Origin of the sequence: Enterobacter cloacae complex sp. GYL001 (assembly GCF_049237125.1) — a bacterium.
Classification (GTDB): domain Bacteria; phylum Pseudomonadota; class Gammaproteobacteria; order Enterobacterales; family Enterobacteriaceae; genus Enterobacter; species Enterobacter hormaechei_C.
The window spans coordinates 643,346-656,376 of sequence record NZ_JBMKGW010000001.1 but is presented as its reverse complement, the minus strand read 5'-3'; the positions used below and the strand labels follow the sequence as shown (position 1 = coordinate 656,376).

17 protein-coding genes are annotated in these 13,031 nt (G+C 52.5%); 13 read left to right on the top strand and 4 right to left on the bottom strand.

Going from position 1 to position 13,031, the window contains the following annotated elements; all coding sequences use genetic code 11:
- The first annotated feature begins 193 nt into the window (after window positions 1–193).
- From ACOTWU_RS03125 to yoaJ, 3 genes are read left to right on the top strand one after another with little or no spacing between them, the layout of a single operon-like run.
- The gene (locus tag ACOTWU_RS03125) at window positions 194–1,222 is read left to right on the top strand and encodes a sensor domain-containing diguanylate cyclase (RefSeq protein WP_032653235.1); all 1,029 of its coding nucleotides are present in this window, start codon (window positions 194–196) and stop codon (window positions 1,220–1,222) included.
- A gap of 45 nt (window positions 1,223–1,267) precedes the next feature.
- Window positions 1,268–1,366, top strand: a complete 99-nt coding sequence (locus ACOTWU_RS03120) for a YoaK family small membrane protein (RefSeq protein WP_015570793.1) — start codon at window positions 1,268–1,270, stop codon at window positions 1,364–1,366.
- Complete coding sequence (yoaJ, locus tag ACOTWU_RS03115) at window positions 1,367–1,441, top strand: protein YoaJ (RefSeq protein ID WP_015570794.1); 75 nt, start codon at window positions 1,367–1,369, stop codon at window positions 1,439–1,441.
- A gap of 53 nt (window positions 1,442–1,494) precedes the next feature.
- Here yoaJ and ACOTWU_RS03110 read toward each other — a convergent pair whose 3' ends face one another.
- On the bottom strand, window positions 1,495–1,743 hold the full coding sequence (locus ACOTWU_RS03110) for a GlsB/YeaQ/YmgE family stress response membrane protein (protein ID WP_003857896.1): 249 nt from the start codon (window positions 1,741–1,743) through the stop codon (window positions 1,495–1,497).
- Between the two features lie 369 nt (window positions 1,744–2,112).
- Between ACOTWU_RS03110 and yncL the strand changes: the two genes are divergently transcribed.
- Together yncL and ACOTWU_RS03100 are read left to right on the top strand one after the other, a co-directional pair.
- Window positions 2,113–2,205 carry a stress response membrane protein YncL gene (gene yncL, locus ACOTWU_RS03105; RefSeq protein WP_071524166.1) on the top strand — a complete coding sequence of 31 codons (93 nt, stop codon included), beginning with the start codon at window positions 2,113–2,115 and terminating at the stop codon, window positions 2,203–2,205.
- A gap of 124 nt (window positions 2,206–2,329) precedes the next feature.
- Window positions 2,330–3,829 (top strand): EAL domain-containing protein, encoded by a 1,500-nt coding sequence (locus ACOTWU_RS03100; protein WP_023296321.1) that lies wholly within the window; start codon window positions 2,330–2,332, stop codon window positions 3,827–3,829.
- 4 nt (window positions 3,830–3,833) lie between these two features.
- Here the strand turns inward: ACOTWU_RS03100 and ACOTWU_RS03095 are convergent, their stop codons facing one another.
- The gene (locus ACOTWU_RS03095; protein WP_040117504.1) at window positions 3,834–4,079 is read right to left on the bottom strand and encodes a DUF2543 family protein; all 246 of its coding nucleotides are present in this window, start codon (window positions 4,077–4,079) and stop codon (window positions 3,834–3,836) included.
- A 75-nt stretch (window positions 4,080–4,154) separates the two neighbouring features.
- The gene (gene icd / locus ACOTWU_RS03090) at window positions 4,155–5,405 is read right to left on the bottom strand and encodes an NADP-dependent isocitrate dehydrogenase (RefSeq protein ID WP_003857898.1); all 1,251 of its coding nucleotides are present in this window, start codon (window positions 5,403–5,405) and stop codon (window positions 4,155–4,157) included.
- 117 nt (window positions 5,406–5,522) lie between these two features.
- On the opposite strand from icd, the gene rluE reads away from it, so the two are divergent.
- From rluE to purB, 5 genes are read left to right on the top strand one after another with little or no spacing between them, the layout of a single operon-like run.
- Entirely contained in the window at window positions 5,523–6,185 is a 663-nt protein-coding gene (rluE, locus tag ACOTWU_RS03085) for a 23S rRNA pseudouridine(2457) synthase RluE (RefSeq protein ID WP_017693618.1), read from the top strand.
- A complete protein-coding gene (locus ACOTWU_RS03080; protein ID WP_032619915.1) occupies window positions 6,185–6,658 on the top strand; it encodes an NUDIX hydrolase in 474 nt (157 codons plus the stop codon). Before rluE ends, ACOTWU_RS03080 begins: the two co-directional genes overlap by 1 nt.
- 40 nt (window positions 6,659–6,698) lie before the next feature.
- Complete coding sequence (gene mnmA, locus ACOTWU_RS03075) at window positions 6,699–7,811, top strand: tRNA 2-thiouridine(34) synthase MnmA (RefSeq protein ID WP_032103856.1); 1,113 nt, start codon at window positions 6,699–6,701, stop codon at window positions 7,809–7,811.
- 27 nt (window positions 7,812–7,838) lie between these two features.
- Window positions 7,839–8,468, top strand: coding sequence for a high frequency lysogenization protein HflD (hflD, locus tag ACOTWU_RS03070; RefSeq protein ID WP_006809213.1), 630 nt, complete (start codon window positions 7,839–7,841; stop codon window positions 8,466–8,468).
- A gap of 19 nt (window positions 8,469–8,487) precedes the next feature.
- Window positions 8,488–9,858, top strand: a complete 1,371-nt coding sequence (gene purB / locus ACOTWU_RS03065; protein WP_017693620.1) for an adenylosuccinate lyase — start codon at window positions 8,488–8,490, stop codon at window positions 9,856–9,858.
- 86 nt (window positions 9,859–9,944) lie between these two features.
- Here the strand turns inward: purB and ACOTWU_RS03060 are convergent, their stop codons facing one another.
- Window positions 9,945–10,409: a hypothetical protein gene (locus tag ACOTWU_RS03060; protein ID WP_206513925.1), complete on the bottom strand. Its 465-nt coding sequence runs from the start codon at window positions 10,407–10,409 to the stop codon at window positions 9,945–9,947.
- Window positions 10,410–10,454: 45 nt separating this feature from the next.
- Between ACOTWU_RS03060 and ACOTWU_RS03055 the strand changes: the two genes are divergently transcribed.
- Genes ACOTWU_RS03055 through phoQ form a run of 3 tightly spaced genes read left to right on the top strand, consistent with a single transcriptional unit; the run spans window position 10,455 to window position 12,947 of the window.
- Window positions 10,455–10,763, top strand: coding sequence for a hypothetical protein (locus ACOTWU_RS03055; RefSeq protein WP_045338859.1), 309 nt, complete (start codon window positions 10,455–10,457; stop codon window positions 10,761–10,763).
- Between the two features lie 48 nt (window positions 10,764–10,811).
- Entirely contained in the window at window positions 10,812–11,483 is a 672-nt protein-coding gene (gene phoP / locus ACOTWU_RS03050; protein ID WP_026094318.1) for a two-component system response regulator PhoP, read from the top strand.
- On the top strand, window positions 11,484–12,947 hold the full coding sequence (gene phoQ, locus ACOTWU_RS03045; RefSeq protein ID WP_015570801.1) for a two-component system sensor histidine kinase PhoQ: 1,464 nt from the start codon (window positions 11,484–11,486) through the stop codon (window positions 12,945–12,947).
- The last annotated feature ends 84 nt before the right edge of the window (window positions 12,948–13,031 follow it).

Sequence of the window (13,031 nt, the reverse complement as noted above, 5' to 3'; positions counted from 1 at the left end):
CCAGAGAACATCATTCCGTAATCAAGATGTTTTGCCCCGATCTCAACATCGGGGCTTTTTTTAGTCTTCCCCTCATCTGCCTTCAGAAGAATCTATAAAATTAATCCTGTTCATGTTTTACTATGACCGGAGTCTATATTTTCAGCATAACATGCAGATACAGAGGTCTTCTGCATGGGAGTCATCCTGCCTCATGTCAGATATCATTCTTGCCCGTGTTTCAGAAACCCTCTCCACTGAGCAATCTCTCGACAGTCTGGTGCGTCAGCTACTGGAAATGCTGGAAATTGTGACGGATATGGAATCAACCTACCTGACGAAAGTCGATATCAATGCGCGTTTGCAGCACATTTTATATGCCCGTAACAGCAAGCAAATGCAGATCCCGGAAGGGTTCAGCGTGCCCTGGGACGAAACACTGTGTAAGCGCGCCATCGACAGCGACACGTTGTTCAGTAACGAGGTGCCCGACCGCTGGCCGGAGTGTGAAGCGGCCAAAGCACTGGGCATTACAACCTATATGAGCGTGCCGGTTCACCTGGCTGACGGTTCTCTGTATGGCACGCTTTGCGCTGCCAGCACCGCACAGAAACAGTTCAGCGAGCGTGGCGAGCAGGTGATCAGACTCTTTGCCGGTTTAATTGGTCAGTACATTCAGAAAGAGTCGCTTGTGCTTCAGCTTCGCGAAGCAAATGCGGCGCTCATTGCTCACTCTTACACCGACGCCCTCACCGGCCTGCCGAATCGTCGCGCCATTTTTGAAAACCTTACCACCCTGTTCTCACTGGCGCGCCATCTTAACCGCAACGTCATGATGGCTTTTATTGACCTCGATGATTTCAAGCGAATCAATGACCAGTACGGGCATGAGGCGGGCGATCGCTTCCTCGTACAGGTTGGCAAGCGGCTGACTCACGAGCAAACGCAGGATGAGATTATTGGCCGGCTCGGCGGCGATGAATTTCTGGTTGCCAGCCTGAGTCACAGCGATGATGGCGACGCCAGTACAGAGGTCAACGCAATCAAAACCCGCCTCAATGGTCTTATTGCGGGCGAATACGGGTTAGGCAATGCCACTATTCTTTATCCCGGCGCAAGCCTTGGCGTCGTTATTGTTGATCCTCACAGCACGGATGAAGATAGCGCCCTGCGCACCGCAGACCTCGTGATGTATCAGGATAAAAAAGGAAAAAGCAAAACAGGCTTTGTCGCGTTAGATTAAAACCGTACACTCTACGGCCTTATACAAACTCAAACAGGTGATGGCATGAGAATAGGGATCCTCTTTCCGGTGGTTATTTTTATCACAGCGGTGGTGTTTTTAGGCTGGTTTTTCCTTGGCGGTTACGCCGCGCCGGGGGCTTAAATGAGAAAAACGACCATCATCATGTTGATTGTCGCCATCGTGGCCGTCGCCGGTACGCAGTTAGGCTGGTGGTAACGCCCAAAGTAAAAAGGCCGCCGTCAGGCAGCCTTTTTTAACACAGGTCAGATTTAGCTTTTGATTTTTCTGTAGATAAACAGAACAACCAGCGCGCCAATCACCGCGACGACAAAGCTGCCGAAGTTGAAGCCATCAACTCTGCCAAAGCCGAACAGGGTACTGATCCAGCCACCGACGACTGCACCCACAATCCCCAGAATGATCGTGACGATGAAACCGCCGCCATCTTTGCCCGGCATAATCCACTTCGCCAGGATCCCCGCAATCAGCCCAAAGATAATCCAGGATAAAATTCCCATAGCTTTCCTCTCTGTATGGTTTTTGTCATTAAATCAACGACACAGAAAAGGATAGCACAGGATCTGAGAAAGGAAATTTGTGATAAGAATCACACGGTTCGTTTGATTAAAATATGAGCAGTAAAAAAATGCCGTTCCACACTCATCGTGGGGTTGCATTTTTTACTGAGAAAGATTATCTTTCTCATTACTGAATAGTTGAGCAAATCACTCAGGTATTCAGTACGACATTGCTCACATTGCTTCCAGTATTTCTTGCCCACTCTTGAGTGGGCTTTTTTTTGCCCGAACCCACCAAAATCTGGCGTTTCTTCAGTGGAGGTGAAACGCTATTCTCTGTGGCTACTGAACAACAAAAACGTTGATAACATGAACGTATCAAGCAAGTTTGTCATCTGCCTTAATCTTGTTTCTGCCAGTACGTTACTGCTACTGCTCTCAACACGGTTTGAGTGGTTCTGAGATGAAAGGAGCCTGGCATGGTGGCTTTCCTTTCGATTCCGTGCAGCCTCAACTCTCGTACTTGTAGCTTTTATGACCTGTGTTAAGATCCCTGCACCTCAGGACGTGGTGGGACAACAGGAAAATGAAGAAGGCCATTGCCGTTGCTATCATCTCAACCTTTATGGTCGTCCTGTCGCTGTATGCGGTTAACGCCATTATCGCTGAGCAGCAAAAGAACCGGCAGAGGGAGATCTCCCACACGCTCTTAAGCTATTCTGAAGAGTTAACGCAAAATATCGCCAGTACGCTTAAAAATACCTCCGCGCAGGGATGCGATAGCGCCAGTCTGAACGTCTACCGAAAATTAAAGATGCGAAGTCTCTATTTCGCCGATGTGGGGTTTATTGAAAAGGGGAAAATCACCTGCACCGCGTTTTGGGGCAAGCTGGCAAATCCCATCGCCCTTCCCTCTGAGCTGCATAATACCCAGAACGGATTCAGCCTGGCGCAGTTTTCGCAGAAAGATTTCTTTGTCGGCAATGCGACAATCTATAACCACCTTATTATCTTCACCTCCCGTTCAGCCTACGATAAATTTGCCCCCGTTACCGCCAACTATTCGCTTCGTTCTTCCACTAAAGATTTCGGCCGCACCTTTTTCACCGTTACGCCGCCATCAGAAAACTTCAGCCGCTTACAGTCTCTGTTATTTACGCTGGCTGTGACAGAGTGCAGTACACGCTGGGATTTGTGCGTTACCGTCACACACCATGATGCCGGACTGGCTTCGCTCTCCCACGTAGTGATGGTGCTTCTGTGCTTGTTTTTATACTTTATCTGGGTATCCCTGACGCTGTTTTCTCTTCGACTTTATGAAGACCGACGTTCTCTGGAACGAACGCTGGTCAAAGCGGTAAAAGCGAATACCATCAGCGTTCATTTTCAGCCTGTTATTCGGGTTGCTGATAAGAAAATCGTCGGGGTTGAAGTGTTATCAAGATGGCAGGATAACAATCACAAAGAGGTTTCTCCTGAGCTGTTTATCCCGTTAATTAAAAAAATTGGCCTGTATAACGTTTATTATCAGAACATGATAAAGAAATCCCTGGCGGAAATTGCCGCGCTGGCCGCTGAACATCAGTTAATGATTTCACTGAACGTTGGCCGGACGGAAATTGAAGACGGCAAATTCCTGGCGGTATTACGTCATGAATGCTCAGAGAACGCGATTCCCTTATCGTTAATCAAAGTTGAGTTATCCGAGAATGGCGTTTCCACCGCGGCCATCCTTGAAGAGTTTTGTGAGGAGCTTAAATCGGCAGGCGTCAAAATTTCAATAGACGATTTTGGTGTGCAAAACTCTAATCTGGCCAGGCTATCAAATCTCAAATATGACGAAATCAAGGTGGATAAGTCGTTAGTGGACGGCATCAGCGAGCACTATAAACAGGATATCCTGGTGATCTTCAGCGACGCGCTAGCTAAACTGCACAAAACCCTTGTTTTTGAAGGGGTTGAAAGCGAAACGCAATATCAGTTCATCGCGCAGAGATACCCCGATGCCCTCGTACAAGGCTGGTACTTTTCGAAGTCGCTAACCCGGCACGACCTCGCCAGGCTGCTGGCAGACTCAGCGCGATGACGCGTTATTCATTGCCCCACTGATTCAGGAAGTTCGCAATATCGTCAATGCGCGCTTCGTCTATCTCGGCCTGGACAGCCATCTCCCGCTGCGCCTCTTCACTGATTTCCTCATTGTTGTATAAGCGAGTGAGCAGCAGCTGGAAATAGTGTGCCAGCGGCGTACGCTCTGCCTCTTCTACCAGTTTCGCCGTTTCAGTCGCATACTCGTCGACGATGTCATAATACTTGAGCGGGATATCATGGGTCATAGCGTTGTTTCCGTCTTGTGTGCATAAAAAACGGGAACCCTCAGGCTCCCGTTGTCATTTAACCCAGCGAGTGGATTACATGTTCGCGATAATCGCGTCGCCAAACTCTGAGCATTTCAGCAGTTTAGCGCCTTCCATCAGACGTTCAAAGTCATAGGTGACGGTTTTCGCGTTAATCGCGCCTTCCATACCCTTAACGATCAGGTCTGCGGCTTCGAACCATTCCATATGACGCAGCATCATCTCTGCGGATAGAATGATAGAGCCTGGGTTGACTTTGTCCTGGCCTGCGTATTTAGGTGCAGTACCGTGAGTTGCTTCGAACAGGGCGCACTCGTCACCGATGTTCGCGCCCGGGGCGATACCGATACCACCCACCTGTGCGGCCAGCGCATCGGAGATGTAGTCACCATTCAGGTTCATACAGGCGATCACGTCATACTCAGCAGGTCGCAGCAGGATCTGTTGCAGGAACGCATCGGCAATCACATCTTTAATGATGATCTCTTTACCGGTGTTCGGGTTCTTAATTTTCTGCCATGGGCCGCCGTCGATCAGTTCACCGCCGAACTCTTCGGTCGCCAGCTGGTAGCCCCAGTCTTTGAACGCGCCTTCGGTGAACTTCATGATGTTGCCTTTGTGAACCAGGGTCACAGAGTCACGATCGTTGGTGATAGCGTATTCGATGGCGGCACGCACCAGACGCTTGGTCCCTTCTTCGGAGCATGGCTTGATGCCGATGCCGCAATGCTCAGGGAAGCGAATTTTCTTCACGCCCATCTCTTCGCGCAGGAATTTAATCACTTTTTCTGCATCAGCAGAGTCCGCTTTCCATTCGATACCGGCGTAGATGTCTTCTGAGTTTTCACGGAAGATAACCATGTCGGTCAGTTCCGGGTGCTTAACCGGGCTTGGGGTGCCCTGGTAGTAACGCACCGGACGCAGACACACATATAGATCCAGTTCCTGACGCAGCGCCACGTTCAGGGAGCGAATGCCGCCGCCAACTGGCGTGGTCAGAGGGCCTTTGATAGCAACGCGATAGTCGCGGATCAGGTCCAGCGTTTCGGCTGGCAGCCAGACGTCCTGGCCATAAACTTGAGTCGATTTTTCACCGGTGTAAATTTCCATCCAGGAAATTTTACGCTCGCCTTTGTAGGCTTTCTCAACAGCGGCATCAACCACTTTCAGCATTGCCGGGGTAACGTCTACGCCGATACCGTCGCCTTCAATGAACGGGATAATCGGGTTGTGAGGAACGTTAATCTTGCCGTTTTGCAGGGTGATCTTTTTACCTTCCGCCGGAACAACTACTTTGCTTTCCATTAACCTCTCCTTCGAGCGCTTCTGGTTGTTACTGATCTTATGTTAATAAATTGTAATGAGCCTTCCGATAGTACCTGATTGTCCGACGCCATGAAAGGTCTTCGTTATTAGGCTATAATGCGGCAATTGATAACGCCTGAAAATACCATGACGAAAACTTCTTTTAGAAAACACCGGGTTGAGCGATTCAGCTCACGACAAGCCACCAGAAGAACGCCAGAACCCCAGCCAACGCGGGTCATACTGTTCAATAAACCCTACGATGTATTGCCACAGTTTACCGACGAGGCCGGGCGCAGCACGCTGAAGGACTTTATTCCCGTTCAGGGAGTGTACGCGGCGGGACGTCTGGATCGTGACAGCGAAGGGTTGCTGGTGCTCACCAATGACGGCGTGCTCCAGGCCAGGCTCACTCAGCCGGGCAAGCGTACCGGGAAAATTTACTTTGTGCAGGTTGAAGGCGAGCCGGACGACGCGTCGCTGGCAAAACTGCGTAACGGCGTAACGCTGAACGACGGTCCCACCCTGCCGGCTGGTATTGAGCGCGTGAATGAACCCGAGTGGCTATGGCCGCGCAACCCGCCGATTCGTGAGCGGAAATCCATTCCCACCAGCTGGCTTAAAATCACCCTTTATGAAGGCCGCAACCGACAGGTCAGGCGCATGACTGCGCATGTGGGCTTCCCTACCCTGCGACTCATTCGCTATGCCATGGGCAGCTACACGCTGGACTCGCTGGCAAACGGGGAATGGCGGGATGTTACCCCTAAGGAGAACTGATGTTTAAACCTCATGTTACGGTCGCCTGCGTGGTCCATGCGCAGGGGAAATTCCTGGTGGTGGAAGAGACCATCAACGGCAAAGCGCTGTGGAACCAGCCTGCCGGGCATCTTGAAGCCAATGAAACCTTACGCCAGGCGGCAGCCCGTGAGCTGTGGGAGGAGACGGGTATCCGCGCCGAACCGCAGCATTTTATCCGTATGCATCAGTGGATAGCGCCTGACCAGACGCCTTTCCTGCGCTTCTTATTCGCCGTTGAACTTAACGAAACGTGCGCCACTGAACCGCACGACGACGATATCGATCGCTGCCTGTGGGTGACTGCCGAGGAGATCCTGAACGCGCCAAACCTGCGTTCGCCGCTGGTGGCGGAAAGCATCCGCTGCTGGCAGTCTGCGGCGCGCCTGCCGCTGGATGTCATTGCAGAATTTAACTGGCCGTTTACAGAGGGTGTCAATGGTGGGGGGGCGTGATAGAATACGCCGCCTTGAAGTTCAATGTCGTGAGTATTCCATGTCAGATAACAGCCAGAAAAAAGTAATCGTCGGCATGTCCGGCGGTGTCGATTCCTCCGTTTCCGCCTACCTGTTGCAGCAACAGGGCTATAAGGTGGAGGGCCTGTTCATGAAGAACTGGGAGGAAGACGATGGCGAGGAATACTGCACTGCCGCTGCGGATCTCGCCGATGCGCAGGCCGTGTGCGATAAGCTCGGCATCGAACTGCACACCGTTAACTTTGCCGCAGAATACTGGGACAACGTTTTTGAACTCTTCCTCGAAGAGTACAAAGCGGGCCGCACGCCAAACCCGGATATCCTGTGCAACAAAGAGATCAAATTCAAAGCCTTCCTGGAATTCGCCGCGGAAGACCTGGGCGCAGACTACATTGCGACCGGCCACTACGTGCGTCGCGCGGATGTGAATGGCAAAAGCCAGCTGCTGCGCGGCCTGGACGGCAACAAAGATCAGAGCTACTTCCTCTATACGCTGAGCCACGAACAGATTGCCCAGAGCCTGTTCCCGGTCGGCGAGCTGGAAAAGCCGGAAGTGCGTAAGATTGCTGAAGATCTGGATCTGATCACCGCGAAGAAAAAAGACTCCACCGGTATTTGTTTTATCGGCGAACGTAAATTCCGCGAGTTCCTGGGGCGCTACCTGCCTGCACAGCCGGGCAAAATCGTCACCGTTGACGGCGATGAGATTGGTCAGCACCAGGGGCTGATGTACCACACTCTCGGCCAGCGTAAAGGTCTGGGTATCGGCGGCACCAAAGAGGGCAGCGAAGATCCGTGGTACGTGGTCGACAAAGACGTCGAAAACAATATTCTGGTTGTGGCTCAGGGTCACGACCACCCGCGCCTGATGTCCGTTGGACTGATCGCGCAACAGCTGCACTGGGTCGATCGCGAGCCGCTGAAAGGCACGCTACGCTGCACAGTGAAAACGCGCTACCGCCAGACGGACATCCCTTGCACCGTAACCGCACTGGATGACGATCGCATTGACGTGCGTTTCGACGAGCCGGTTTCCGCCGTTACCCCTGGCCAGTCTGCTGTTTTCTACAGCGGCGAAATTTGCCTCGGCGGTGGGATCATTGAACAGCGCCTGCCGCTGCCTGCTGTTTAAACCGTTTGCACACATAAAGGAGACCGTGTGGCGAAGAACTATTATGACATCACCCTGGCGCTGGCGGGAATTTGCCAGTCAGCCCGTCTGGTGCAACAGCTGGCGCATCAGGGTCATTGCGACGCTGATGCCCTGCACGTTTCACTCAACAGCGTTATCGATCTTAACCCAGGCTCCACGCTGGGCGTCTTTGGCGGCAGTGAAACCAATCTTCGTCTCGGTCTTGAAACTCTGCTCGGCGTGCTCAACGCCAGCAACCGTCAGGGGTTGAACGCGGAACTGACCCGCTACACCTTAAGCCTGATGGTGCTGGAACGTAAGCTTAATGCGGCAAAAGGCGCAATGAATACCCTGGGCGACCGCATCGCCGGGCTACAGCGCCAGCTCGACCACTTTGACCTCCAGTCTGAGACCCTGCTCAGCGCGATGGCCGGTATCTACGTTGACGTGATTAGCCCGCTCGGCCCGCGTATTCAGGTCACCGGTTCGCCTGCCGTATTGCAAAGCCCACAGGTACAGGCGAAGGTACGCGCTTCGCTGCTGGCAGGCATCCGTGCCGCCGTGCTGTGGCAACAGGTCGGCGGTGGCCGCCTTCAGTTAATGTTTTCTCGTCATCGCCTGACGACTCAGGCAAAACAAATTCTTGCTCATTGTTAACCTCCCGGAGTTGCGAATTATGGAATTATCCTCACTGACCGCCGTATCCCCTGTCGATGGACGCTACGGCGATAAAGTCAGCGCGCTGCGCGGGATCTTCAGCGAATATGGCCTGCTGAAGTTCCGTGTTCAGGTTGAAGTACGCTGGCTGCAAAAGCTGGCCGCCCAGACAGCAATCAAGGAAGTTCCTGCTTTTGACGCAAAGGCAAACGATTACCTTGATAAAATCGTTGCTGAGTTCAGCGAAGAAGATGCCGCGCGCATTAAAACCATCGAACGCACCACCAACCACGACGTGAAAGCGGTTGAATACTTCCTGAAAGAGAAAGTGGCAAGCGTCCCTGCCCTGCACGCGGTATCTGAATTTATTCACTTCGCCTGTACGTCTGAAGATATTAACAACCTGTCTCACGCGCTGATGCTCTCTACCGCGCGGAAAGAGGTGGTACTCCCTTACTGGCGTAAAATCATTGATGCGGTGAAAGCGCTGTCCGTGGAATACCGCGACATTCCGCTGCTGTCCCGTACTCACGGCCAGCCAGCAACCCCATCCACCATGGGTAAAGAGATGGCGAACGTGGCGTACCGCATGGAACGCCAGTATCGTCAGCTGGAGCAGGTTGAGATCCTCGGCAAAATCAACGGCGCGGTGGGTAACTACAACGCCCACATCGCCGCGTACCCGGAAGTGGACTGGCACCAGTTCAGCGAAGAGTTTGTGACCTCTCTCGGGATCCAGTGGAACCCGTACACCACCCAGATTGAGCCGCACGACTACATCGCCGAGCTGTTTGACTGCATTGCGCGCTTCAACACCATCCTGATCGACTTCGATCGTGACGTATGGGGTTACATCGCCCTGAACCACTTCAAGCAGAAGACCATCGCCGGGGAAATCGGTTCGTCCACCATGCCGCACAAAGTGAACCCAATCGACTTCGAAAACTCCGAAGGTAACCTGGGTCTGGCGAATGCCGTGTTGCAGCATATGGCGAGCAAGCTGCCGGTATCTCGCTGGCAGCGCGACCTGACTGACTCCACGGTGCTGCGTAACCTGGGCGTAGGTATTGGCTACGCGCTGATCGCCTACCAGTCCACCCTGAAAGGTGTGAGCAAACTGGAAGTTAACCGCGACCGTCTGCTGGACGAGCTGGATCACAACTGGGAAGTGCTGGCGGAGCCGATTCAGACCGTGATGCGTCGTTACGGCATCGAAAAACCGTACGAGAAACTCAAAGAGCTGACCCGCGGTAAACGCGTTGATGCTGAAGGTATGAAACAGTTTATCGACGGTCTGGCGCTGCCAGAAGAAGAAAAAGCGCGCCTGAAAGAGATGACCCCGGCAAACTATATTGGCCGTGCCATCGCTATGGTTGACGAGCTGAAGTAATCGCCCTTCCCCCTTTCCACCTGGAAAGGGGGCTGCTTTACATCATCGAGCCGACATTTCACGTCACATTATCTGTTTTGCCGGGATTAGAGCCTGCCGTCAGGCTGATTGTTATTTTTTGCCGTGGGATAACTTTCCGGAATATACCGTTTTAAGCCGAACGGGCACAGTTTGAACTGGCACGGGGTTTCAGCCGTGCACGGGCGATCCATCTCCTGTCGGTTGCCTGGACACGCGTTTTTCTGTTTGAACCCCATCCAGCCTATTGATGTAAAGGGCATTGCCTGCGCTATCCATACTCTACGCCGCCGATCGTTAATCAGGATCCCCTGGTTTGAAGTGGTGATGATTTCACCTGTACGAACGTAATAATCTCCCTTTAACCACAGGATATAATTCAGGCCATACTGTGTTTCAACTTTGCAAAAGATGGTTCCGCTTTCCGGGCTCGCAATAGTCTCAACAACCTTCCATTCCATAAAATCCTCTTTACTCGCTATATTGCTGTTTTGTTGTGTAAAAATGCTGCTTTTCTGGCACATCTTATGCAAATCTAATTTCGCACCATAAAATAAGCGTAGACAAAGCCAGGCATAGTGAGAACATCCTTACAAAAAAAAGGGCAATATTTACAAAACTGGCGTGCCCGTGCTGTCCAAAAAGCGACTCGCCTTCAACAGTTCATAAACGGATGGCTGTTTTATCGGGATTGCGAAAGCTTGCGAAAACAAGTCAGTTTATATTACCCGCGCCTGCTGGGGGCGCATGAGGCTTACGTGAGTTGGGTGGGTGATATGAACCAGGCTCAGGTCAACATACTTAATAATCAGGTGCCTGGCGTCATCCCCCCTGTGTTCGGGAGCATGAAAAAATCATTTAATTTCATTGCGCTGGTGTCAACCTGAATAATCAGCGTTAAACTATTCATACCATTTATAAAGGGAGAAGTGATGATGCGCGTACTGGTTGTTGAGGATAACGCATTGCTACGTCATCACCTGAAAGTTCAACTTCAGGAGATGGGTCATCAGGTGGATGATGCTGAAGACGCAAAAGAGGCCGATTATTATCTCAATGAACACCTGCCGGACATCGCCATTGTCGATTTAGGGCTGCCGGATGAAGACGGATTGTCCCTTATCCGCCGCTGGCGTAGCCATGACGTTTCCCTGCCGGTACTGGTGCTGACTGCCCGCGAAGGCTGGCAGGACAAGGTTGAAGTCCTGAGCGCTGGCGCGGATGACTACGTGACCAAACCCTTCCATATTGAAGAAGTCGCTGCGCGTATGCAGGCGCTGCTGCGCCGCAACAGCGGGCTGGCGTCACAGGTTATCTCTCTGCCGCCGTTCCAGGTGGACCTCTCTCGCCGCGAATTTTCTATTAATGATGAAGTGATCAAGCTGACCGCATTCGAATACACCATCATGGAAACGCTGATCCGTAACAACGGTAAAGTGGTGAGCAAAGATTCCCTGATGCTTCAGCTCTATCCGGATGCCGAGCTGCGCGAAAGCCACACCATTGACGTGCTGATGGGTCGCCTGCGTAAAAAAATTCAGGCGCAGTACCCGCATGACGTGATCACCACCGTGCGTGGTCAGGGCTACCTGTTCGAATTACGCTAAATGAAAGGGATATTGCGCCACATTTTACCCCTTTCGCTGCGGGTTCGCTTTTTGCTGGCAACCGCCGCCGTCGTGCTGGTGCTGTCGCTCTCTTATGGGATGGTGGCGTTGGTCGGTTATAGCGTGAGCTTCGATAAAACCACCTTCCGCCTGCTTCGCGGCGAAAGTAACCTGTTTTATACCCTGGCGAAGTGGGAGAACAACCGAATCACCGTCGAGATGCCGGAAAACCTGAATCAGCAGAGCCCGACGCTGGCGCTGATCTATGATGAAAAAGGGAAATTGCTTTGGGCCCAGCGCGATGTCCCGTGGTTGAAAAAGCGCATCCGTCCGGAATGGCTGAAAACCAACGGTTTTCATGAAATAGAAGCCGACCTCAACTCCACCAGCAGCCTGCTGCGTGACGATCGCGCCTTACAGATTAAGCTTAATGAGATCCGGGCCGAAGATGACGACACGGAGATGACCCACTCTGTGGCCATCAACCTTTACCCCGCCACCCTGAACATGCCGCAGTTAACCATTGTGGTGATCGATACCATACCGGTTGAGCTGAAACGCTCGTATATGGTCTGGAACTGGTTTGTGTATGTTCTGGCTGCCAACCTGCTGCTGGTGATCCCTCTCCTGTGGGTTGCTGCGTGGTGGAGCCTCCGCCCGATTGAATCCCTTGCCAAAGAGGTGCGCGAGCTGGAGGAACATCACCGCGAGAAGCTAAACCCGGAGACCACGCGTGAGCTGACCAGCCTGGTGCGCAACCTCAACCGCCTCCTGAAAAGCGAACGTGAACGCTACGACAAGTATCGCACGACGCTCACCGACCTTACGCACAGCCTGAAAACCCCGCTGGCCGTGATGCAGAGTACCCTGCGTTCCATGCGCAGTTCGAAAATGAGCGTGGATGACGCCGAGCCGGTGATGCTGGAACAAATCAGCCGTATTTCACAGCAGATCGGCTATTACCTGCACCGCGCGAGCATGCGTTCCGGAAGCGCCCTGTTGAGCCGTGAACTGCACCCGGTAGCCCCGCTGCTGGATAACCTCACCTCTGCGCTAAACAAGGTGTACCAGCGTAAAGGGGTCAACATCAGTCTGGATATCTCACCGGAAATTAGCTTTGTCGGTGAGAAAAATGACTTTATGGAAGTGATGGGAAACCTGCTCGATAACGCCTGCAAATATTGTCTGGAGTTTGTCGAGGTGTCCGCGCGGGTAACGGATAACGAACTGCATATTATCGTTGAGGATGATGGTCCTGGCATTCCCCGTAATAAACGCGAAGTGGTGTTCGATCGCGGCCAGCGCGCCGATACGCTGCGGCCAGGCCAGGGCGTCGGATTATCCGTCGCCAGGGAAATCGTCGATCAGTACGAGGGCAAGATTGAAACCGGTGAAAGTTTGCTGGGCGGTGCCCGTATGGAAGTCATTTTTGGCCGCCAGCATCCCGTATCGAACGATAGTTGACCCGAAATGTGAAAAATACGCGGATCTCGCAGTCAGGGGGCGGTGCTTCCGTTATAATCCGTCTCAGTAAGAGCCTGCGGAATA